Annotated in this window: 19 protein-coding genes; 3 read left to right on the forward strand and 16 right to left on the reverse strand. The window is 54.3% G+C overall.

Features of this window, described 5'->3' with window-relative positions; genetic code table 11:
- Positions 1–88: 88 nt before the first annotated feature.
- From K1558_RS08640 to K1558_RS08650, 3 genes are read right to left on the reverse strand one after another with little or no spacing between them, the layout of a single operon-like run.
- Positions 89–1243 carry an ABC transporter permease gene (locus K1558_RS08640; RefSeq protein ID WP_238651070.1) on the reverse strand — a complete coding sequence of 385 codons (1155 nt, stop codon included), beginning with the start codon at positions 1241–1243 and terminating at the stop codon, positions 89–91.
- Entirely contained in the window at positions 1240–2403 is a 1164-nt protein-coding gene (locus K1558_RS08645; protein ID WP_238651071.1) for an ABC transporter permease, read from the reverse strand. Before K1558_RS08645 ends, K1558_RS08640 begins: the two co-directional genes overlap by 4 nt.
- A gap of 12 nt (positions 2404–2415) precedes the next feature.
- A complete protein-coding gene (locus K1558_RS08650; protein ID WP_238651489.1) occupies positions 2416–3351 on the reverse strand; it encodes an ABC transporter ATP-binding protein in 936 nt (311 codons plus the stop codon).
- A gap of 202 nt (positions 3352–3553) precedes the next feature.
- Between K1558_RS08650 and K1558_RS08655 the strand changes: the two genes are divergently transcribed.
- Both K1558_RS08655 and K1558_RS08660 read left to right on the forward strand, forming a co-directional pair.
- Positions 3554–4711 (forward strand): sensor histidine kinase, encoded by a 1158-nt coding sequence (locus tag K1558_RS08655; RefSeq protein ID WP_238651072.1) that lies wholly within the window; start codon positions 3554–3556, stop codon positions 4709–4711.
- A 420-nt stretch (positions 4712–5131) separates the two neighbouring features.
- Positions 5132–5791: a response regulator transcription factor gene (locus tag K1558_RS08660; protein ID WP_238651074.1), complete on the forward strand. Its 660-nt coding sequence runs from the start codon at positions 5132–5134 to the stop codon at positions 5789–5791.
- A gap of 336 nt (positions 5792–6127) precedes the next feature.
- Here the strand turns inward: K1558_RS08660 and K1558_RS08665 are convergent, their stop codons facing one another.
- The 5 genes from K1558_RS08665 to ftsE form a co-directional block, all read right to left on the reverse strand.
- Entirely contained in the window at positions 6128–7456 is a 1329-nt protein-coding gene (locus tag K1558_RS08665) for a PDZ domain-containing protein (RefSeq protein ID WP_238651075.1), read from the reverse strand.
- Between the two features lie 96 nt (positions 7457–7552).
- Complete coding sequence (locus K1558_RS08670; protein ID WP_238651076.1) at positions 7553–9019, reverse strand: S41 family peptidase; 1467 nt, start codon at positions 9017–9019, stop codon at positions 7553–7555.
- Positions 9020–9162: 143 nt separating this feature from the next.
- Positions 9163–10497 carry a murein hydrolase activator EnvC family protein gene (locus K1558_RS08675; RefSeq protein ID WP_238651077.1) on the reverse strand — a complete coding sequence of 445 codons (1335 nt, stop codon included), beginning with the start codon at positions 10495–10497 and terminating at the stop codon, positions 9163–9165.
- A gap of 42 nt (positions 10498–10539) precedes the next feature.
- A complete protein-coding gene (ftsX, locus tag K1558_RS08680) occupies positions 10540–11454 on the reverse strand; it encodes a permease-like cell division protein FtsX (protein ID WP_238651078.1) in 915 nt (304 codons plus the stop codon).
- Positions 11444–12130, reverse strand: coding sequence for a cell division ATP-binding protein FtsE (gene ftsE / locus K1558_RS08685; RefSeq protein WP_238651081.1), 687 nt, complete (start codon positions 12128–12130; stop codon positions 11444–11446). Before ftsE ends, ftsX begins: the two co-directional genes overlap by 11 nt.
- A gap of 279 nt (positions 12131–12409) precedes the next feature.
- Here ftsE and K1558_RS08690 point away from each other — a divergent pair, with 279 nt between their 5' ends.
- Positions 12410–13837, forward strand: a complete 1428-nt coding sequence (locus tag K1558_RS08690) for a VanW family protein (protein ID WP_238651082.1) — start codon at positions 12410–12412, stop codon at positions 13835–13837.
- A gap of 93 nt (positions 13838–13930) precedes the next feature.
- On the opposite strand, the gene K1558_RS08695 is transcribed toward K1558_RS08690, so the two are convergent.
- From K1558_RS08695 to K1558_RS08730, 8 genes are all read right to left on the reverse strand, one after another.
- Entirely contained in the window at positions 13931–14536 is a 606-nt protein-coding gene (locus K1558_RS08695) for an IseA DL-endopeptidase inhibitor family protein (RefSeq protein WP_238651083.1), read from the reverse strand.
- A gap of 171 nt (positions 14537–14707) precedes the next feature.
- Entirely contained in the window at positions 14708–15295 is a 588-nt protein-coding gene (pilO, locus tag K1558_RS08700; RefSeq protein WP_238651084.1) for a type 4a pilus biogenesis protein PilO, read from the reverse strand.
- On the reverse strand, positions 15279–16880 hold the full coding sequence (gene pilM / locus K1558_RS08705) for a pilus assembly protein PilM (RefSeq protein ID WP_238651086.1): 1602 nt from the start codon (positions 16878–16880) through the stop codon (positions 15279–15281). The genes pilO and pilM overlap by 17 nt, the downstream gene beginning before the upstream one ends.
- A 15-nt stretch (positions 16881–16895) precedes the next feature.
- A complete protein-coding gene (locus K1558_RS08710; protein WP_238651088.1) occupies positions 16896–17645 on the reverse strand; it encodes a prepilin peptidase in 750 nt (249 codons plus the stop codon).
- 71 nt (positions 17646–17716) lie between these two features.
- The gene (locus K1558_RS08715) at positions 17717–18205 is read right to left on the reverse strand and encodes a type II secretion system protein (protein ID WP_238651089.1); all 489 of its coding nucleotides are present in this window, start codon (positions 18203–18205) and stop codon (positions 17717–17719) included.
- 100 nt (positions 18206–18305) lie between these two features.
- A complete protein-coding gene (locus tag K1558_RS08720) occupies positions 18306–19511 on the reverse strand; it encodes a type II secretion system F family protein (RefSeq protein ID WP_238651090.1) in 1206 nt (401 codons plus the stop codon).
- Entirely contained in the window at positions 19511–20560 is a 1050-nt protein-coding gene (locus tag K1558_RS08725) for a type IV pilus twitching motility protein PilT (protein WP_238651091.1), read from the reverse strand. The genes K1558_RS08720 and K1558_RS08725 overlap by 1 nt, the downstream gene beginning before the upstream one ends.
- Positions 20561–20575: 15 nt before the next feature.
- Positions 20576–22240: a GspE/PulE family protein gene (locus K1558_RS08730; RefSeq protein ID WP_238651092.1), complete on the reverse strand. Its 1665-nt coding sequence runs from the start codon at positions 22238–22240 to the stop codon at positions 20576–20578.
- Between the last annotated feature and the right edge of the window lie 270 nt (positions 22241–22510).

The following is a 22510-nucleotide window of genomic DNA, read 5'->3' on the forward strand; positions in this document are numbered from 1 at the left end:
TTCACTCTTTGATCCGATCATATCACATAATTATTCGATTTGAATATGTCCGATTAAGACGCCAGGGACAGCAAGCTACGGTTCGGTCTCAGGCGCTGATCCCGGCTTCATTCGGACGGAGAATGGCGGAGCCAATCACCAGCAGCACTGCAGCCATCAGTCCCAGCACTGCAAACGGGAGCCACAGCTCGTTCCAGCCGCCGCCGGTCGCGGCAATATCCACCGCCTGGATGGCCCATTTCTGCGGCGTAAAGTTAGCCAGCTTCTGCATATAATCCGGCATGATGGAGATCGGCCAGAAGCAGCCGCCGAGCATACAGGTCGGGGTAAGGATCAAGGAGTTCAGCATCCCGGCATTGCGCGGATTGCGGATCAGTCCGGCAACGGTACTGGCAATGCCCATAGAGACGAGCATGAATGCCGCCAGCACCAGGAAGTAGAGGACGAGCGGCAGTCCATAATCGTAGCGGAGCACCCATTTGCCCAGCACCAGCACGACCAGGATCTGAATCATTCCGACCAGGAAGCTGCCCAGGAAATTCCCGAGTGCGATTTCATACGACCGGACCGGGGCGCTGAACATGCGCATCATAGTCCGTCCCACGCGGTCATCCATAATCAGAGTGACCGAGCTCGTAATCAGCATCATCAGGAACATCAGCGTCAGCCCTGTAATGGTGCCCAGCGTCTCCCGGGGATACAGGTTATAATCAGTACGTACGCTTCCGACGTTATGCTGCTCTGCCTGCTTCAACACAGCGGCGAACTGCGTCTGCGGATCTCCGGTACCGCCGGCAGCTGCCGCTTGTGCAGGCCCGGCCATATTCACAGCGATTGCCGCCGCATTCATCTTGACCAAGATCGATGCTTCGCTGGTCCGCAGTTCATACATGCGGAGCTGCGGCTGTTCACCCGCCAGCAGTGCCGCTGAGTACCCGGGTGGAATCCACAGCCCCGCCGTACCCTCCTGCCGGATCGTAGCCTCCTTCAATGCGGCCTCGCTCCCGCGCGCCTCCAGCTTGTAATCCCCCGTCTTCTCAAGCTCAGACAGGAGATGGCTGCCGGCTGGGCCGGTATCCGAGTTCACGTACAGGACGACCTTCGGACTGTCCCCGGACCCTCCGGCAAATGAGATGATCGCCGCCACCACAACACCGGGAAGGAGAATGAAGATCATCAACCCTCTGACCGTGCCGATACTGCGTCTGACCATGTTCCAGGCAATGGTTATGATTTTATTCATTGGTACCCCACCTTCCGGTATGACACAATCATAGCTCCTAACAGAACCGTACATATCACACACATGACCCATAGATTCGGGAGCAGCTGCTCCAGACCGGAGTGCAGCATCATCCGGATCATCGCCTGCTGTACCCAGTGGTTCACCGTGAACATCCCGGCGCTGTTCACCCAGGTATCAGGGAGCGGCAGCATCCCGCCGCTGACGAAGGTCATTACAACCGTTATAATATTGATAGTATTCACTGCCGTAGCAGACCTGCGGCTAAAGAGACAGATGATCGCAGAGAATGTAACCGACGCAATAATCATCAGCAGGCAGAAGACCAGCAGCAATCCCGGACGGTTCCCCCAGTGAATCCCGAACAGCCGGTTGGACAGCACAATAATGGTCAGGCATTGCAGAATACTCACCAGGGATACGCTCAGAATTTTGCCCGTGAACACGTGCCAGCCCTTGACCGGCATGGAGTTCAACCGGAAAAGCGTATGATTCTCGCGGTCACCGAACAGCGAGGTAGTTACGATTAGCCCGCTGTAGAGCAGGAACATCAGCAGCATGGAGGCCCCATAGAACTGGCTTGCTGTATAGGTTCTCCCGCCATTGTTGAGATCTCCGGTCACCACGGCTGCCTGCTCAGTGACTGCCGGTGAAGCCGTGAGGGCCTCCGGCCCGAGCGTTACCGCTGCCGCCTGCTTATAATTAAGCGTGCGTAAGAAGTTATCGAAGGCCGTGCCGGCGATCCGGTTGTCGGAACGGCTTTTGCCGAGAATGAACTCCAGCTCTGCCTTCTGTCCGCTCTGCACCTCCCGGTCGAAGCCGGGGGGAACAATCACAGCATAAGCATATTTACCGGTACGCAGCCCGCTCTCCGCCGCCTCCCGGCTCTGCGCGTCTACAGGGATAATGATATCCTTAACCTCCGGGTTCTCCAGAAAAGCCGTAACCATTGCAGACGCCCCTGCGCCCCCGCCTCCGGTATTCACAACCGCCACGTGCACCGGCTTAATCCCGGCTCCTTCCTTCACCCCTACCACTCCCGAGAGCGAAACACCCAGCAGGAAGATCAGCACCAGCGGCAGCAGAAACATATTGATCAGCATCGACCGGGAACGCAGCAGTCTGCGCAGCTCATACACCATAATAATCCAGATGTTCACGTTTCTCCTCCTCTAATCCCGCAAGGTACGGCCAGTCAGACTGAGGAACAGCGTCTCCAGATCCGGCTCCTCAATATTAAGGGAAGCGATAACCCCTTCATGCCTGGCGAAAATAAACAAAATATCCTGCAGCGCACTTTGCGAGGACGGAAGATACAGCTCAATCGTCTCCTCTGCCGCCTCGATCCGGGTGATCCGGGGATGCTGCTTCAGCTCATTGATCAGCGCAGGGGTGATATTCGCCGCCTTCACGACGATTCTCTCCTCATGGGCGACCCGCTCCCGCAGCTCATTCTCTGTGCCGCAGGCAATAATATGCCCTTGGTCCATAATAGCCACCCGGTCACAGATCGCCGCCACCTCCTCCATATAGTGGCTGGTATAGATCACTGACGAGCCCATCCGGTTGAGCGCCTTAACCGATTCCAGGATATGATTGCGCGACTGCGGATCAATACCGACGGTTGGCTCATCCATAATGATCAGACGCGGACGGTGCATGATGGCGCAGGCGATATTGAGGCGTCTTTTCATCCCGCCCGAGAAGGTGGACGGCTTCTCCCCCGCCCGGTCGCTCAGGCCGGTGAAGGCCAGCGCCTCCTGCGTCCGCTCCTTTAGCAGCTTGCCTCGCAGGCCATACAGCTTGCCGAAGAAGCTTACATTCTCGGCTGCCGACATATTCTCGTATAACGCCAGCTCCTGGGGAACGAGCCCGATCCGCTTTTTAACCTCAATCGGCTTCTCTTGGACAGACAGCCCATCAATCCGGATCTCGCCGCTGTCGGCCGCAAGCAATCCGCAGATCATGCTGATGGTCGTGCTCTTCCCGGCACCGTTCGGACCGAGCAGGCCGAAGATTTCGCCCTCCTCAATATTGAAATTCACATGATCCACAATCAGCTTGCTGTCATACCTCTTCACGACATCCCTTAATACGGCTAATGCCATAGTTATCGTCATCCCCCTGTTCTCCTCATCCTTGTGTTCTAATTGTACTCCGGCTCCGGGTACAGCCGCAGGTCCTAAAGGTCATTCTCTTCAGGTGACCAAAGTCACCTCCTGAACAGCGGCACTCTTATGCTAAGATGGAGATAGCTTGCGCCGGGGATACCCGGAGTACCGATGTTATATTCAAAAAGGATGAGCTGATTTGACCAGACCCCTGAATCTGCTGCGCTTTAGTCTCATGATCCTCCCGGCAGTCTTGTCCATCTATGTGTATGATTACGCCGACTTCGACCGGTTCACCCTGCATTTCCTGGTGCTTTTGCTGCTCGCGACGCTTGGAACCAAGCTGTCCGGCCCCCTTGCGGCTCTTACCGGAGGGATAGAGATGGCCTTCACGGCCTGGCTCTGCTGGGAGTATGGTCCGCTGATGATTTTTGCGGCTGTGTCTACGGTGCTGTGGTATACGCGGCTCTTGCCCCGGAACAGAGCGGTGTTTCTCTTCTGTATTCACCTGGGCCTGCTGAACGCTGCCCTGACCGGCGCCACGCCGGAAGAACGGGCCTTCGCCAACCTCAGCTTTCTGCTGCCGGCGGGCCTGAATGTGCTGCTGCTCCGGGCCGGGCGCGGCCAGGCTGACAGCCTGTTCCTCTATGATGAGCTGCGCAAAAAGCACTTCGAGCTGGAAGAAGCCCGCGCGCGTCTGCTCCAGTTCACCTCGCAGGTCGAGGCCGCCGCCCAGGCGGAGGAGCGGGTGCGGATCGCCCGCCAGCTTCACGATGATATCGGCCACCGGCTGATCCGGGTCAAGATGATGACCGAAGCGGCGATTCATACCCTGCCTGCGGCTCCCGGCGAAGGGCTGCAGATGATGAACCAGATCCGCGACCAGCTCGCGGCCAGTATGGACGATATGCGCTCGGCGCTGAAGCGGATCAACTACACCCCGCAGCTTGAGGGCGCTTATGCGCTCGACCGTCTGCTGGAGGAAGTGGGCAGGGATACCGGAATTGCTACTTCCTATTCTGTGCAAGGGATACCTTACCCGCTCTATCCGAGCCTGCAAGTGGTGCTGTATGCCAATGCCCGCGAAGCGGTCACGAATGCATTGAAGCACGGGCAGGCCAGCTCCGTATGGGTGGAGGTCACCTATACGGAGCATGAGGTGCGGATGGAGGCCGGCAATAACGGGAGGCTGCCGGAAACAGACACGCCTGGCCGTCTGCCGGGCAGCGGCGGGATGGGCCTGAAGGGCATGAGCGAGCGCTGCGCCCTGCTGGGCGGTTCACTGGAGCTGCGGCTGGATCCGCAGTTCACGGTGGTTACCCGGCTGCCGGTGTATGGGCAGGCGGAGGGAATTTAGGTGGCGGGGTGCGGGGATGTGGAGGCAGGTGGAGGGCAGTCCGGGGCCACATGCGGACCAACTTCCGGACAGGTGGATGAAGCCTGCAAGGCTGTACGCGGAATCGATGGGGCGAGTGCTCCCTCCTGCTCCGAACAAGTGGATAAACGTATGCTAATTTGCTGATTTCTGACGATTCCACGGAGATAGTTGGAAAAATAGCATCTGCTATTACTGGTTAGGGTGCTGACGGGCGAATTGGGAGTAATTAAGTGTTGTTAATCCAACTGTTGTCCGTAGAGAGGGCATTTGCTAATCAGCAAGTGTTGTAAATCCAACTATTTTCCGTGTTGCAGAACAATCGCCAATGAGAGAATGTATACTTTGATCGGGAGCGAAAGACGGATGAGAGCAAATATCCAAGGAGAAGGGGACTGAACTTTGATTAGAGTGCTGATTGTTGACGATGATTCGTTCATCCGTGAAAGTCTAAAGGTGCTGCTCGGCCTGGATTCTGACATTGAGGTGGCCGGGACGACCGGTGATGGCAGAGAGGCGCTGTCCTTGCTGGAGGCACTTCCCGGCGGGGCTGATGTGGTGCTGATGGACATACGGATGCCGGGATGTGACGGGGTAGAAGGGACACGGCTGATCAAAGAAGCTTATCCGCAGATAGCCGTCCTGATGCTGACCACCTTCGACGATGATGAATACATTATCGAGGCGTTGCGGGCCGGGGCCAGCGGTTATCTGCTGAAGAATATCCCGCCGGACCGGATTATTCAGGGGATCAAGACGGTGCATGAGGGCAATATGCTCATTCACCCCGAAATCGCCCGCAAGCTGGCGGGCTTCCTGAAGCCGCCTGTGCGTGAGGAGGCTCCGCCGGCAGAGCCACTTGCCTCCTATGGCTTAACGCCGTCCGAGCAGGCGGTCGTCAGCTCCATCGCGGAGGGGCTGACTAACCGGGAGATCGCCGCCCGTCTGTTCCTGAGCGAAGGCACCGTCAAGAACTACATCACAGACATCCTCAGCAAGCTCGGCGTACGCGACAGGACGCAGATTGCGATTCTGTACCTGAAGAGCAAGCAGGGGAATTAGGGGGCGTGGAGCAATAGGTAAGGTGAGGAAGCATTGTAGCACATCTTGCAGGATTTCTCTACACATGTTACTGGCTGTGAAGCATGGGGCCCACGCGCCACCGCAGCGCCGATTGTATTCGGTTTTTCGATTACATTCCGCCTACGTGCCTCCGCAGCGCTCAATGTGATCGGTTTTTCGCATACATTTGGTCCACACGCTCACGCAGCGCCGAATGTGTTCGGTTTTTCACATACATACTAAAACAAAAGGCCCGCTCCCCCGAATGTTCAAGGGGAACGGGCCTTTCAGTGTGCCTTGGCAGACGCCGGGCTGGAGCAGGTTATCCTGCCATAACTAAGCGTCAGCCCCGGCTGACTCCTGCTTAGGCTCGGCAGGCTGGGACTTCTTCGCGCGGCCGAGCCGGTCCGGCCGCGCTCCCCGCTGCTGCACGCCCGCCTGCATCCCGATGATGCTGAAGATGCTGGACGGCTTGGCCGCGGCGGTGATGCTCTCATCGGGGTCCGGCACCAGGATGATGCCGAGCTGGTGATGGTCCCCGTCATAGATTGGGCGCTGCAGATATTTGCTCTCGCCCTCGCGGTTCTGCACCTCCAGCTTGCAGAACGCGGGATTCATGCGCAGCGCCTCATGCAGCTGCGCCCTGCCGGTCAACAGGACTCCGTTGACCTTCAAGAGAATCTCGCCCGGCAGGATGCCCAGCTCCTGCGCGGGGCTGCCCTGCAGCACGGCCAGCACCTTGCGGCCGGCCGGGGGATGCACGAAGACGGGGCTGAGGCTGCGCTCTTCCAGAGCGCTGTACCAGCTTAACCCTTCGTGCAGCAGAACCGCCGCGAGCGCCGCGACTACCGTCAGCGGGCTCCACAGGTCCGCAAGCAGGCTGAGCCCGAGCAGGACGGCGCTGTAGACCAGCAGCCGTCCGGACGTGCGGGCCGACTTGCGTCCGGGCAGCATGCCCTGGGTCATCTCGCTGAAGCCGATGATGACCGGCAGCGAGACCAGGCCGAGGCCACCGCCCAGCAGCGGATGCCACGGCAGCTCACCGATTCCCGTTCCGGCGGGAATCAGCACGAACAGCGGCAGCGGCCAGAAGGCCTCCAGCTGGTAGCCGCCGACCACCTTGCCGCGCTTGCCGGCAAGGAACAGCGGCGTCGCCAGCCGCGGCCCCTGCCAGCGCGCCAAGAGCGCTTCGGCCGCGTGCAGCAGCGCGGCCAATATGAGCAGTGCCGGGATGTCCATCCCGCGCACCGCACCGGCAACCGTCCCGGCCGCTCCGTCCTGGAGCGATCCCGGGAAGAATGACAGCACAAACTGGACCAGGCCCAGTATGCCAATGGAATACGCAAAGCATAGATAACGCACGCGAAACAGCATCAGGACCAGGCTGACGGCCCAGATGCAGGCCACAGCCGGATACGTCACCGTAATCCCCAGGGCCACAGCAGCAGCGGAGACTGCCAGTCCCGCGAGTGCGCCAGTCCACACCGCCCGCCAGGTTTCTTGTCCCCAGCGATGCAGCTTCACATGGATCAGCTTCCGCTCCAGGACCACCTGCCGGCGGTAATACAGAGCAAGAAAGATAACAGCGATATAGTAGTAGGGCTGAATCAGCAGATGAAGGGCTGCCGTGCCCCAACTGGCCAGCAGTTCCGGGAGTACACTCAAACCGTTCGTCACACTCCTTATGAGTCCAGATGATTCCGCTTCAGATCTATAACGGGTTCCATGTTCAAAAAAAGAAGAAGGCTGAAATCAGCCTTCCTACTTGTTCGACGACGATGCCTTGATTTCCTTCTGAATCTCTGCGATCCCGCGGTTGCGCTGATTATCGTTGGCCGGGTCCTGAATAGCCTTGATCAGCGCCTGCTCCAGCGCCTCCGCTGTCTTGGCGTCGATCGAGCCGGTCACCTTCAGCTTCGCTTTGCTCTGGAATTTCTGGACCGCCTCTTTGGTGGCGGCATCGAAATATCCGTCCTTACGGCCCGGCTTATAACCGAGACCAGACAGCATGGTCTGTGCGCTTTTGACATCCGCATTGTTCATATTATATTGCAGCGTAACGCTCTTGTTGATCGGTGCCACCGAGAAGTAATCCGGCTGGGCGACCGCAATATCCGGCTTGATGCCCTTGCCGTGAATCCAGGTGCCGTCAGGCGTCAGCCACTTGGCTATCGTAATCTTCAGCAGGCTTCCGTCTCCGAGCTGCTCCTCGAAGCTGGTCTGGACCGTGCCCTTGCCGAACGAATTCTCGCCGATCAGCTTGGCTCCTGCAGACTGCTGCAAGGCGCCGGCCATAATCTCCGATGCGCTCGCGCTGCCCTTGTTCATCAGCACCACGACCGGATACTTCTTGCTCGATCCCTTGGAGGTGCTGACCTCACGCCGCTTGTTCTTGTCTTCCACCTGCACAATGGTCTTGCCGGACGGTACGAACTGCTCCACCATCTCAATAACTACCGGCAGCACGCCGCCCGGGTCATTCCGGACATCGATAACGAGTCCCTTCATGCCCTGAGATTCCAGCTTGCCCAGCTCTTCTTTGAAACGTTCGGCGGTGTTCTGCGAGAACTGTGTAACCTCGATGACACCGACTTTGTCCTTCTCCATCGTACCGTAGACGGTCTCCAGCCGGACATCATCACGGGTAATGACGAATTGCAGCGGCTCGGCTGTTCCGGCACGCTGGATCTTCAGGGTCGCTTTGCTGCCCTTAGGGCCACGGATTTTGGCCACGGCTTCGTTCAGCTCCAGCCCTTCCAGCGACTCGCCGTTCACCGACAGTATAACGTCCTTGGCCTGAATCCCGGCTTTGTCGGCCGGTGAGCCCTTGATCGGGGAGACTACCACTACCTTGCCGTTGTCCGAGGATACCTCGGCGCCGATGCCCGAGAAGGAGCCTTCAATGCTCTCCTCGAATCTCGCAGCGGTCTCCTTGCCCATATAGTTCGAATAAGGATCGCCCAGGGCTTCCATCATTCCGTTAACGGCACCGTCAACCAGCTTCTCGCGGTCCACCTTCTCGTAATAATTGCTCTCGATCAGACTGAGGGCGGTACCGAGCTTCTTCGATTCCTTCTCCTGCAAGCCGGTATTCTGCAGCGCTGTAGCCAGCCCTTCACCAGCAGCCTGTCCGAAGACCTGCACATAACCGGTCACGCCCAGGGTCAGCAGACTGCCGCACAGCAGGGCCGCGACGATCATAAAGGCCGCAGTGCTTTTCTTCAACATGATGTTCCCACCGTCCCTTCTTGTCCATCTTCACACCAGCATGGGCCCGTTCCTTGAGAAACGGCATCTCTTCCAGTATATGCCGCAGACTGAAATTATATTTATCATATCATTATGAACTTATAATTATCTTCTACCCAATTCTACAAATAAGGCATCGGATTGACCGGCTTGCCGTTGATGCGCACCTCGAAATGCAGATGCGGCCCGGTTACCCGCCCGGTTGCGCCGGATTCGGCAATCACCTGTCCGCGCTCCACCCGCTGGCCCGGACTCACCCGGATGCCGCCTGAACGGATATGGCCGTACAGCGTCCACATCCCGCCGCCATGGTCAATAATGACACAATAGCCGTAGCCGCTGTACCATTCTGCCACCAGGACCGTTCCTGACTCGGCCGCATGGATATTCGTCCCTGTCGGAACGGCAAAGTCCACGCCGGTGTGCAGCTTGCCGACTTCATGGGTCACCGGATGCGTCCGGTTGCCGTAAGGCGAAGAGACACGCGCGTAGCCGACCGGCCGCAGGTATGGGCCGTTGCCGCCGCCATAATCCTCGGACTCATCGGCGCTGGCCACAGCGGAGCGGCTGCTGTCTGCCGACCGGGCTGCCTTCGCGGCCTTGGCCTTCTCTGCTGCCTTGGCGGCGGCAATCTTCGCCCGGCGCTCCGCTTCAGCCTTGGCTGCGGCCGCTCTGCGTGCCGCCTCTTCCGCCTTCAGCTTGTCCTTCTGCGTCTCCAGCGCGGAGCGGCTGCTGGCCAGCTCCACCAGCTTGGCGTCCTGCTCGGCGGTGATGACCTCCGCCTCCTGGATCTCCTGATCGTAATAAGCGATCAGCTCCTGCTTCTCCGCTTCCTTCTCCTTCAAGAGGCTGCGCTGGGATTCCAGATCGGCATACAGCTGCTTGGCCTGGGCATATTGCCCCTCCAGCTCCTGCTTCTTGGCGATCACCGTCTGCTTGTCCAGCTTGTGCTGCACCAGCAGATCCTGATCCTGGTCCACGATCATCTTCAGGGAATCGGCCCGGTCCAGGAAATCGGAGAAGCTCTTCGAAGACAGCAATACATCCAGATACGAGACTGCACCATCGGTGTACATCAGGCGCACACGCGATTCCAGCAGCTTCTCACGGGAAGCGACCCGCGCCTCCGCCTCATCCAGCGCCGTAGCCGTCACGGTCAGCGACTGCTCGGTGCTGGCGATTTTGCCGGAGGTCTCGCTCATTTCGCCCTTTACCTGTTCAATCTGTCCCAGCACATATTCCAGATTCAGCGTTGTCTTATTCTTGTAGTGCTGCGCCTCCTGGTTGCGGGAAGCCGCCTTCTCCTGCGCCGCCTTGGCCGCCTGGACCTCCTGCTGCAGCTGCTTCAGCTGCTTGTCAATCTCGGCAACCGTCGTCTTCTTCGCGTATCCGTCAGAGGGCCCGATCATGGTGACAGCCAGCAAGACAGCGGCCGCTCCGGCAACAATCTTTTTCAACTCGCACTCCCCGTCCTTTGCTTAAATGTGGATGATCTCAAGCTATACCTTCAAGAACTTACGGATCGACACCGTACTTCCCCATATGCCAATTAACACGCCAAGCCCTACCAGCAAGCCGCACAGCAGCATCCAAATCTCCCCGAAAGGAATCAGCTGCAGTCCGAGTATCGGATCTGACTGTACCGAAGATACCAGACTGCTGTATCCGGCATAGAGCACACCCGAGGTAATCAGTGAGCCGATCAGCCCGATAAGTGCGCCTTCAATGAAGAAGGGCCAGCGGATGAAATAATTCGTTGCTCCGACCAGCTTCATGATGCCGATCTCCTTGCGGCGGGCCAGAATCGTCACCCGGATCGTATTGGAGATCAGGAACATCGACACCAGCGCCAGACCGGCCACAAAAATAAACCCGATATTGCGCACAGCCTTCGTCACCTTGAACAGGGTCTCCACCGAGCCTTTGCCGTAATTCACCTTATAGATCGGTTTCTCTTCATGGGTCTTGTTCAGAGCCTCAATCTTCTCCGCTACAAAAGGAACGGTCGTCGGCTCAATCACCTCAACAAGCAGCTTGTCCGGCAGCGGATTATTGTCTTCGTCGAACCCTTCCAGCAGCTCAGCGGCATCCGGCCCCATATCCTCACGGAACTCCTTCAGCCCCTGTTCTTTGGAGATGAACTCCACCTTGCTGACCTCCGGCATACTGCCGATTTCACTTTGCAGCTTCTCACGCATCTTCTGGTCCGTATTGAGCGTCAGATGCACATTGATCTGCACCTGGCTGTCTGCCTTGTCCGCGATCTTATTGACGTTAAGCACCAGCAGAATAAATACCCCGAGTACGAAAAGAGAGACAACGATGGATGTAATAGAAGCTACAGACATCCAGCCGTTGCGGAATACGTTTTTGAAGCCTTCCCGCACATGCCGCAAGAAGGTTTTAAAACTCATAACCGTATTCCCCTCTCAATTGGTCTCTGACGATATTCCCTTGCTCAATCGCAAGCACCCGCTTGCGCATCTTGTTGACAATATCCTTATTGTGGGTCGCCATCACGATCGTGGTCCCCCGGAAATTGATCTCATCCAGCAGCTGCATGATGCCCCAGGAGGTCTCGGGGTCCAGATTACCAGTAGGCTCGTCCGCAATAATGACGGAAGGATTGTTGACAATGGCTCTGGCAATCGCGATACGCTGCTGCTCTCCCCCTGAGAGCTGTGAGGGCTCACGCCCCGCCTTGCTGCGCAGTCCGACCAGATCCAGCACCTCATTGACGCGCTTCTTGATTACCTTCTTCGGAGCCTCAATGACCTCCATGGCAAAAGCGACATTCTCATACGCCGTCATCTTCGGCAGCAGGCGGAAGTCCTGGAACACCACGCCGATGTTACGCCGCACATAAGGAATCTTGCGGGGCTTCAGCTTGCCGATATTGAATCCGCCTACAGAAATCTGCCCTTTGGTCGGCGTCTCTTCTCTATAAATTAATTTCATGAACGTTGATTTACCGGCGCCGGACGGTCCGACCACATAGACGAATTCATTCCGGTCAATCTTGACCGATATTCCCTGTAACGCATGGGTTCCGTTGGGATAGGTCTTCCATACATCCTGCATCTCGATCATCTTATCACTTCCCGATTCTGACATATTCCGCCGGGTCCCGGAGTGCGGACCTTCCAATAACTGCATGATTCCCGCAGACGTAACTATTGTAACAAATCCATAACCCCTTGAGTACCCGAAAGTTTTACCGAATCCTTACATATACATATGAACAGCAGGCTTATCCCCGCTATCTACATCTATATATCGGCATTCCTTAGCGTTCTATAAGCTTCATTACCTGTGGCCCGCGCCTGCTCCCGGAGCGCAAATCCGCCCCTTAAGAAGGAGAGATTGCTCATGAGAAAAATACACGCTGCCCTCATCGCCGGCTTCGGACTGCTTCTGGCCGGATCACTGGCAGCCGGAGGGCTTAACCTGTACGGGACCCAGCGTACCCTGCCTGCGGATACCGCCATCTCCGGCTGGGAGGTGGGCGGACTGGACATTGCAGAGGTACAAGCCGGCCTTCAGGCCAGGCTTCAGACACTGGAGGCTACCTCCCTTACCCTGAAGGCCGGGGAGCAGAGCGGTCTGACACTGACGCTCAAAGAGGCAGGCGTGACGTATGAAGCCGAGGCCGCCCGGCAGGCACTGAAGTCTCTGACGGAAGGCTCCCTGATCGAACGGGTTCAGGCCCGGTGGAGCTGGCCGCGCAATCTAAATGCAGGTATACATCTGGATCCCGCACCGCTCCAAAAAAAGCTGAGCCCGGCCTGGGAGCAGGCTGCCTTCGGCGCCCCCGTCGATGCGGTCCGGCGGATTACGGGAGATGACCGCATCGTGTATACGCCGGGAACCTCCTCCTTCGAGGTGGACTGGACGGGGCTGGAGCTCGCCTTACAGGCGGTCATTCCCACCCGGCTGGACGGCACTCATGCCCTTCAAACCTCCCGTATTCAGCTGGAGATTCCTTTGGCCGTCAAGCCGCCGAACATTACGCTGCAGGCGCTGAAGGATCAGGGCGTCGAACGCAAAATCGTCCAGTTCAGCACCTCCCTCGGGGCCAGCGGACCCGGGCGCAGCTTCAATGTGGAGGCGGCCGCCAAAGCGGTGGACGGCACGGTACTGCCGCCGGGCGCAGTGTTCGATTACGGCAAGGCAATTCAGAAGGCGCAGACGGAAACCGGCTTCCGTGAAGCCCCCGTCATTGTGAACGGCAAGCTTCAGCCCGGCACAGGCGGGGGCATCTGCCAGGTATCCAGCACGCTGTACAATGCCGCGCTCCGCTCAGGGCTGGAGATTGTCGAGCGGCGCAACCACTCGCTGCCGGTCAGCTATCTGCCCAAGGGGCTGGATGCGACTTTTGCCGAAGGATATATTAATTTCCGCTTCCGCAACAATACAGGCAAATATCTGATTATCAAGGCCGGCGTGAGCGGGCGGGCGCTGACCATCAAGCTGTTCGGCACCTTCCCGGAGAACGTCACGTATTCCGTCGAGTCGAGGACCGTCAAGGTCCTTCCCCCCACCGACAAGTATGTGAGCGACCCTTCGCTGCCCAAGGGCGGAAGCCGTGTGCTTCAGCAGGGTAAAACTGGTTATGTAGTAGAGTCATACATTACACGCTATGTGGACGGCAAAGCCGGCGAGCGCAAGCTGCTCTCCCGCGATACGTACTACGCCCAGAAACGGGTCATCGCGATCAACCGTGGAGGAATGAGCAAGTCCGCCCCGCCGGAATCGCCGCGCAGACAACTGGTCGAGGACGGCGTCAAGAGCCGGTAAGCTCCGCAGAACACGTGGAAACGGCTGTGCCCCTTTTCATTAAGGCGGCACAGCCGTTCTATGTGGTCTGCCGGACAGCGTCTGAAGCGCTCCCTAGAACAGGGTATCCGGCGACATATCGATTCTCCAGTATCCGTTAACCTTCTTCAGCTTCACCGTCACCACTTCGCTGGCTCCATTATGAGCCCCTTCGCTCGGAACGGTTAGCTCGAACACTGCCGCTTGTGCTGTCTTGGAGACCATCCGGGCGGTAGCTCTGGTGAAGTCCAGCGAATTGCCGAGGTCAGAATTCACCTGCGCCAGTCTGCCGTTCTGCTCCAGGAATTGGGTCTGTGCATAGAAGGCGGCCGCATTGTGCGTGAACCCCTTCTTGATGTAGTTCATCAGCTGCTGCTTCGTGCCCAGGTCACTGGAGAGGTAGCGGTATTCCAAGCCTTTATAATTGAAAAGCTCCGGTTTGAACTCATTGCCTCCCCGGCTCGCATACGTATACAGCTTCTTGGCATGAACCACCAGCGGAATTACGCTGCGGTCTGTAAGGTTATTGATGGTCGCTGGTCCTTCCTTGCCCGGTGCAGACGCCGCCACCGTTCTAAATCCCTCAATGCCTGCCGCCGGTGAAGCCGCAAGCGCTCCGCCCCCTGCAGAGACAAGCCCCATTGCCAGTGCCAGTGAACCAATCATCCATTTCTTCTTCATCCTGAACGCCTCCTCTTGTTCCTGTGTGGTTATGTGCTGCGATAAGTACTCTAATGCTTACGTTAGCCCGTAACCTGTAATACCCAAATGACCCCATGAGGGAAACGGCTAACCGCAAAAAGCACAAAAAAACTCTGCCGGCCTGGGAAACAGGGGCAGAGTGTGGGAAGATCATGATTCGAAAAAAGCAGTAAAAGACACATTTGCAGTTAAAATACTGCCCGGTTTTCCCGGAGACGGAAATTCGTAAGGCCTTTGAAAGGAAAAGGAGTCTATGGCAATAATCCGCGGCAGGTCATGAAGCTGTTTTAGCCATTCATTAATCTCCGCATAACTTCCTTCGACAACCACGGCCATTTTCAATTCTTTCAGCCTGCCTGTTGCTTCTGGTTTAATCTGTGTCCAGGCACTGATCTCGCTAGATTCTGCCAGCAGGAATCCAATATCCTTTAATTTGGCGTGAGAGCTGTTTCCGATCCTCTGCAATTGCAGAATCAGGCCTTCGCTGTCATCTCCCTGAGGAATTGCCGCCAGCATAGTATCCTTATCTGCGCCTGCTTCCTTTTCTGCACTCTTAAGCTGATTAATTTTATTCACAAGAATCTCTTGTTCCTGTCCCAGTAATGAAATCTCATCATCTTGCATAGCAATGTCGTTATTTACCGGGCGTATAGCGAACATATAAAAAACAAACAGAATTAGAAACAGGCCCAACAGGCCCAACACGATGGAAGAACGGTATTTATTGATTTGTTCCACTGCTGTCCGCCTCCCCTTCTCCAGGTGTCTGAGCTTGAGCACTCTGCTCTGCTACAGGTGCAAGATTCACTCTGTAGATTGCAGTATATTTGGCAGCAGACCTTACAGAGCTCTCAGTCCCATCAGTCAGCTTCTGGATAGAAGCTCCCTTGGAGAAGGACATATGCCGTAAGGCTGTTAAGTATTTGGTGCTATGATCCATCGCCGTAAAGTTTAATGAAAGGATGATCTCGCTACGGTACGAATATTTAATGTCTCTAATCACTGCTCCGTATGGCAGACCTGCCTGAAGCTCATCCAATATGGCAGCGGCATCCGCACGGCTTGTCATCATTGCTTCAACAATACTTGTCCGGTCCAAACCTCCCGCTGATGTATTACTGCTGTGAAGTCCGGCTAACTCCGTCTGAAGAGCTTCGTTCTGGTCCTGATAAGCTTGAATCTGTTCGGTTCGTTCTGCATGTTGCCCTTGAACAGAGGCAAATAATACGCCGGACCCGGCTGCACTCACAATCCAGATTGCAGCCAAGGTAATCGCCAAGTAAGGAAATACGATCGTTTCCCGGTCTTCACGGGGCAGCAGATTTATACTTCTGACTTTCGGGTCACGTAAGGCAGTTCCTGCAGCGGTTCTGTATTCATTAAGACTGTTATCCGGCTTGGTGCCTTGGGAGAACTGATCAACCGCAATAGCGGCCACAGCCATCTCCGGGAGTGCGGCCTGAAGTTCACGCTGTAACTGGGCGCGCATCTCAGGAGACCCGGTAATGAGCATCTCTGAGATTTGTGTGGAGCCGTCATGCAGACTGTATTGATAGAAGCTTAGCATCCGGGAGATCTCTGCTGTAATCTCTACGACCTGCTCTGTTGAGAGGTGCTCCTGTGACGCGGCTGCAACTTCGGCTTCGGCAAGAAATGGCACATCCCCCTGCAGATTCAACGGCTTCTCATGCGACAGATCAACCAGGTTGATCGTTCTCATGAATACAGGATGACCACTGCGGAACATATAGATATCCAGCAGAGACTGCTCCAGATGAATCAACATCGTCTCACTGAACTCATGCCCGTAACCTGCCACAATACTGCGGGCAAGCGCAGTTGCTGTCACCTCTACACTTCTTACTCTCAGACCGGCATCTTCAAGTACATCCACATAATCCTGAACCACCTTACGGGGCGCAGCAAAAATGATTAGCTGGCTCTGATTCTCCTCCTGTCCGGTAACCACATAATCGTACACAGGATTCTCAAAGGGCAGATGGAGTCCGGTTTCAACCTCCAGCTTCACTAGCTGTTCAATCTGTTTCTCTCCTGTACTTGGAATCGCCATCTTTCGAACGATGATTTGGGAGGGAGGGATGGAGATATCCACTCTATTACCACGCATTCCCTTATTTTTGACCCATTGCTTCAAGCGGTCGTGCAGAGCTTCCCGATCCGCAATCTGGTTCTCTACAATCATCCCGGGGAGCAAGGGGATGAATCTTTTTTTATGAACCTGTTTGTTGCTCTTGAAGCTGATATAACGGATTCCAGTCTGCTCAATGGAGATCCCGGCTGATCTGTGCCTTAATCCAAACATGCTATAGCTTTCCTCCTAACCAATGAGCGCTAGATAACTGCCAATAAGATCTGAACCGTAAGCGAACGCAAGAAGTGCACCTATCGCCAGCCATGGTCCGAAAGGAATGTGCTGCTTCCGCCGGATTCTGCCGGTAATTAGCAGCGCACCGCCAACAATAGTTCCCAACAAACAGGCTATCAGAAAAGCTAAGATAACATTAGGAAAACCCAGCACAAAGCCCAGAATAGTCATTAGCTTTACATCTCCTAAGCCCATTCCGCCGAATAGAGCCAGCAACAGCAGAATCCCCCCGCCAGAGACTGCTCCAAGCAGATGAGAAACTAACGAACCCTCTGGAAAAATCAGTACTAATATAAAAAACAGCGGCAGGAAAAACAGCAATACCTTATCAGGGATCAGCATATACTTCAGATCTGTCATCGTTACGATAACAGCTAAGCTAACCAATATGTATCCTATAATCCCCTTGCCTGTCAGCCCGAATTGCAGGTATATCCACAGAAACAACAAGCCTGTTGCTGCTTCACCAAGCACATATATCGGTGAGATCCTGTTCCCGCAATAACGGCATTTACCTCTATTCAGCATATAACTCAGCACAGGGACCAGGTCCCTCGACTTGAGCCGTGAATTGCAGCTTGGGCAGTGTGAGGGCGGCCTTAGAAGCGATTCGCCAGCCGGCATACGCAAAGCTACCACATTATAAAAAGAGCCCAGAATCAAGCCAATCAGCGTGATATAACTGGCTACAATAATCGTCATGGTTTAACGGTTCCTGTCTGGTGAATTTTAAAAAAGGAATCGGGAATTCCGATTCCTTGATATAAGTCCAATTACTTCAATTTAGTTTTTAATACTTCTTCTGCAGTAAACTTTTTTGTTACGGTTCCATCTGTTATAAGAACTGCATATCCTGAGGAATTATCCGCTAGCTTTCCACCTGAATAGTTAATCGTTGAACCTGTTACTATATTAGCCTTAGTACTAGGCAATACCAGTGGAGTTTCCAAAAATTTCAGTCCTTGGAGACCCGTCCCTGCAGCAGAGTCGGTTGGAGCAGTACCTATAACATCAATGACTTGACTATCAATCTTCCCATCCAGCTCAGTAGTAATGTACATGCGTGAAGCCTCATAGATTTGTCTTGCAGTAGCTAGGTCAGCCTTGTCACCTGTATTCTTGATAAGACCACTGATCATTGGTATAGCTATAACTGCTATAATCCCCATAATCACAATAACAGCCAGCAACTCAATCAGCGTAAACCCTTGTTCATCTTTAGCCGCTTTGCCTAATCTCTTTCTCAGTGCTTGTGCCAACATTATAATTCCCCCTCGATAGTGGTGTAATTCTTGAATAGAACCGATCCTTTCCTAACTTGACCGGCGTCCCCCCTCTCAAGTCATTCAGGAATCTTTCACCTTAAATGTTGCCGTAAATACTGAACATCGGGAGCATAATTGAAGCGACTATAATTCCTACAACTCCTGCCAGGAAAGCAATAAGCAGCGGCTCAAGCAGCGACTTCAGGCGGTCCACTGTGTTCTCTACATCCATTTCGTAGAAATCAGCGACCTTGGCAAGCATCTGATCCAGCGCCCCTGTCTCTTCACCAATGGCGATCATTTGGGTTACGAGCGGCGGGAAGACCCATGCCTTCTTCAAGGGCTCGGATAACGGCTTACCTTGGCGGAGGGAATCACCGGCCATACGGATGTATCCGCCAATCACCTTGTTTCCTGCGACCTCTTCCACAATCGACAAGGATTGAAGTATAGGCACTGAGCTCGCATACAGGGAAGAGAAGGTGCGTGTAAATTGGGCAATAGAGCCTTTTTGGTTAAGCTTGCCGAACACGGGAAGCTTAAGCTTGGCATAATCAAGCGCATAAGCTCCGCGCTCTGTCCGCTTGGTCACCTGATAAGCAGCGATAATCAGAATGATGGCCAGCAACCACATATACCATTGCCCTTGAATGCTTGTACTGAGTGCAAGCACCATCTTGGTTATAGCAGGCAACTCAGCGTTCATAGATTCAAACATGCTGACGAACTGAGGCACAATCGCCCAGAGAAGATATACAACAGCCGCGATTGCCATAATTCCAACGGTAATCGGATAGGTAAGCGCTGATTTGATTTTCTCAGTGGTTGTATGCTGCTTCTCGAAGTAGACAGCCAACCGCTCAAGCGTTCCTTCCAGATCCCCCGTTTCCTCACCAGCACGAATCATACTGACAAATAGAGGGGGAAAGATCTTCTTATGATCCTGAATCGCCTGCGAGAACGCAGTTCCTCTTAACAGGCTGGAGTTCACATCCAGCAGTGCCCTGCGTAAAGGCTTGCTCTCCGTCTGTTCAGCCAAGATGCGGGTAGCATCTACTATAGACACACCTGCCCGCATCAGTGTGGCGAATTGGCGGCAATAAATAATGAAATGAATGGTCTTAACCGGATTTCCTATGTATATCTCCATCGACAGGATGGTAGTTTTGCGTTCTACAAGCGAGAATACGGTTAGCCCGCGCTTCCGGAGCTCCTCCATTGCAATGGCCTTGTCCGTCGCAGTGAGCTTCCCCTTCAGTTGTTTGCCTGCATGGGTTTTCACCTGGTATTCAAATTGCGGCATCAGCTTCCCACCTCCGAGAGGTAAGCCCTGGCGGATTCTGGATTAATCAGGCCTTGCTGCAAATATTCCCGAATGTTCATCTCAAGCGTATGCATACCAAGGGAACGGCTGGTCTGCATCACATTTTTGAGCTGATGGGTCTTCTCGGTACGAATCAGATTCGCAACAGCCGGCGTATTGATTAGCAGTTCTGTTGCACTTAGCCGTCCCCGGCCGGACGCCCGCGGGAACAAGCGCTGCGAGAGCACCGCCAGCAGCACCGAAGCGAGCTGGGAACGAATCTGGCCCTGCTGATGCCCCGGGAAAGTATCAATAATCCGGTCAATGGTCTGTGGAGCATCTGTTGTATGCAGAGTAGCCATCACAAGATGTCCCGTCTCCGCAGCTGTAACTGCGGCCGATATCGTCTCCAGGTCACGCATCTCACCGACCAGAATAACATCCGGGTCCTGCCGCAGTACCGCCCGTAATCCGCTGGCGAAGCTGCCGGTATCACTTCCAACCTCACGCTGATCGATCAGGCAGGTGCCGTGAGTATGCAGAAATTCTATCGGGTCTTCAAGCGTCACAATATGCTTACGTTGTGTCCTGTTGATATCATTCAGCATGGCAGCAAGTGTGGAAGACTTCCCGCTGCCGGTTGGGCCGGTGACTAAGATCAGCCCCTGAGGCTTCATAGCAAGACTGGACAGAATGGAAGGCAATGATAGCTGTTCCAGAGTTGGAATCTGTACAGGAATTGCCCGTGCCGCGATGCTGACTTCCCCTCTTTGCTTGTATACATTAACCCGGTATCTAACTCCATTATCCAGAGGGTAAGAGAAGTCCATTTCACCGAGGTTATGGAAAATTTCAACCCTGCCGCTGCCAAGTAGGCTTTCTGCCATTCTTGCAGCTTCTTCAGGTGTTACATTCTCTCCCTCCATGGAATGGAGCATTCCGTCTATCCGGATAACAGGCGGAGAACCTACGGATATATGCAAATCTGAAGCTTGGGAAGTATAAGCCATGTGGAGAAGTTGGACAATTTCACGTTTGAATGATGGCATTCTTACTCCCCCTGTCTAATGCGATACGGTCTCACGCATGACTTCCTGCAAGGTTGTAATTCCTTTGGATACTTTACTGAACCCGTCCTCCATCAGTTGGACCATTCCCTGTTCTTTACCGGCTGCCCGCAGTTCTTCGATGGATGCTGAATTGGTGATAAGCTGCCGCATATGATCATTGATGGTTAACACCTCATGAATGGCAATTCGTCCACGGTATCCTGTATTATTGCAGTTACCACAACCTCTCCCGCGATAAATAACTTCAGCAGGCAGACCATAGCGCCTGAGAATGATCGACTCCTGCTCTGTCGGTTTGTGCTCTTCTTTGCAATCCGGGCAAATTTTGCGCACCAGCCGCTGAGCGACAACCCCAAGCAACGAGGATGCTATTAAATAGGGCTCCACACCCATATCACGCAACCTGTAAATTGTGCTGATTGCATCATTGGTATGTAATGTTGACAAGACGAGATGTCCTGTAAGTGAAGCACGTACAGCAATTTCTGCAGTTTCAGTGTCACGGATCTCCCCTACCATTACAATATTGGGGTCCTGGCGCAGAATCGAACGCAAGCCTGCTGCGAAGGTTAGCCCAATTGCCGGATTCACATGCACCTGATTAACACCCTCAAGCTGATATTCCACCGGATCTTCTATCGTAATAATATTTGTATCCTCAGTGTTCAATTGACTCAAGGCAGAGTATAAGGTTGTCGACTTCCCGCTTCCGGTCGGACCGGTTATCAGCAGTATGCCGTAAGGCTTGCTAATCATGTCTCTGAAGGCATCTGCATTCCTCTCACTGAACCCCAGTGTGTCAACAGACTTCACTCCAGTACTTAGATCCAGCAGCCGCAATACAATCTTTTCTCCATGCATAGTTGGCAGAGAAGATACACGTATATCTACCATTTTGTAGTCGAATTGCATTTTGATCCGGCCATCCTGAGGTAAGCGCCGTTCAGCGATATTCAATCGGGCCATTATCTTAAGTCTGGCGGTAATGAAGCCCTGCATTTGCTTGGGTATCATCCGTTCAGTACGCAAAGTCCCATCAATCCGGTAACGAATGGAGAGATTATTCTCTCCCGGGTCAACATGAATATCAGATGCCCGCAAGGAAACTGCCTGCTGAATCATCTGGTTGACCAGCCGTACTATCGGCGAGTCTTCATCCGTGATCTCTGTTTCCTCTATTTCCTCCTGGGTAGGGAGCTCAACCATCATCTGGCTCATGGAGTCCCGCATACCATAGTGGCGCGCTATCGCTCTGGTCAATTCGTCCCGGCTGGAGATTGCCGGCTCGATCCGGAATCCGGTACTCATGCGCAGATCTTCAATAGCGAAATAGTCCAAGGGATCTGCCATGGCCACCATCAGCTTGCTGCCATCCTTCATGAATGGGAGCACTTGATACCGCTTGGCCATACTCTCAGGAATAATCTGCGTAATCGCAGGGTCGATCTGATATTTAAACAAGCTGACATGAGGAATACCCAGTTGAAATTCCAGCACTTCAATGAGCTGCTGCTCTGTAATATACCCTTGAGTAATTAGAAGGTCCCCGAGCTTGCGTTTAGTTTTGCGTTGCTCTACCAGCGCTTCATCAAGCTGTTCTTGAGAGATAATCCCATTTTCAACCAGCAAATCTCCCAGTCTCTTTTTCATGATAGCCATATCCGTCTCACTCCAGAGCGCTTTATTTTCTGCCTGTACACACGCTATCCATCAAAGGGTCCAGTTGGAAAATCAAATCTTATAATCCTACAAATATTTTAAATTTTTATAGTTATTAAGACTCAGTTTTATAGGTGTTTATGCATATCTTTTGATTGCCTATCTACTAAATATGTCCTAGAATGTATATAGCATAGATTGGATAAATTTACAATGGAAACCCGCCTAAACAACAACCTTTACAAGACAAAATAGAAGTTTATATGACAA

It is taken from the genome of Paenibacillus piscarius, assembly GCF_022234545.1.
GTDB lineage: Bacteria > Bacillota > Bacilli > Paenibacillales > Paenibacillaceae > Paenibacillus_AQ > Paenibacillus_AQ piscarius.

What these genes read in the sequence shown, in the direction of transcription:
- K1558_RS08640 (WP_238651070.1), bottom strand. Translation starts at nt 1,243, where the DNA reads ATGAATAAAATCATAACCATTGCCTGGAACATGGTCAGACGCAGTATC.
- K1558_RS08650 (WP_238651489.1), bottom strand. Translation starts at nt 3,351, where the DNA reads ATGGCATTAGCCGTATTAAGGGATGTCGTGAAGAGGTATGACAGCAAG.
- K1558_RS08670 (WP_238651076.1), bottom strand. Translation starts at nt 9,019, where the DNA reads ATGTTGAAGAAAAGCACTGCGGCCTTTATGATCGTCGCGGCCCTGCTG.
- ftsX (WP_238651078.1), bottom strand. Translation starts at nt 11,454, where the DNA reads ATGAGTTTTAAAACCTTCTTGCGGCATGTGCGGGAAGGCTTCAAAAAC.
- ftsE (WP_238651081.1), bottom strand. Translation starts at nt 12,130, where the DNA reads ATGATCGAGATGCAGGATGTATGGAAGACCTATCCCAACGGAACCCAT.
- K1558_RS08690 (WP_238651082.1), top strand. Translation starts at nt 12,410, where the DNA reads ATGAGAAAAATACACGCTGCCCTCATCGCCGGCTTCGGACTGCTTCTG.
- K1558_RS08695 (WP_238651083.1), bottom strand. Translation starts at nt 14,536, where the DNA reads ATGAAGAAGAAATGGATGATTGGTTCACTGGCACTGGCAATGGGGCTT.
- pilM (WP_238651086.1), bottom strand. Translation starts at nt 16,880, where the DNA reads ATGTTTGGATTAAGGCACAGATCAGCCGGGATCTCCATTGAGCAGACT.
- K1558_RS08710 (WP_238651088.1), bottom strand. Translation starts at nt 17,645, where the DNA reads ATGACGATTATTGTAGCCAGTTATATCACGCTGATTGGCTTGATTCTG.
- K1558_RS08715 (WP_238651089.1), bottom strand. Translation starts at nt 18,205, where the DNA reads ATGTTGGCACAAGCACTGAGAAAGAGATTAGGCAAAGCGGCTAAAGAT.
- K1558_RS08720 (WP_238651090.1), bottom strand. Translation starts at nt 19,511, where the DNA reads ATGCCGCAATTTGAATACCAGGTGAAAACCCATGCAGGCAAACAACTG.
- K1558_RS08725 (WP_238651091.1), bottom strand. Translation starts at nt 20,560, where the DNA reads ATGCCATCATTCAAACGTGAAATTGTCCAACTTCTCCACATGGCTTAT.
- K1558_RS08730 (WP_238651092.1), bottom strand. Translation starts at nt 22,240, where the DNA reads ATGGCTATCATGAAAAAGAGACTGGGAGATTTGCTGGTTGAAAATGGG.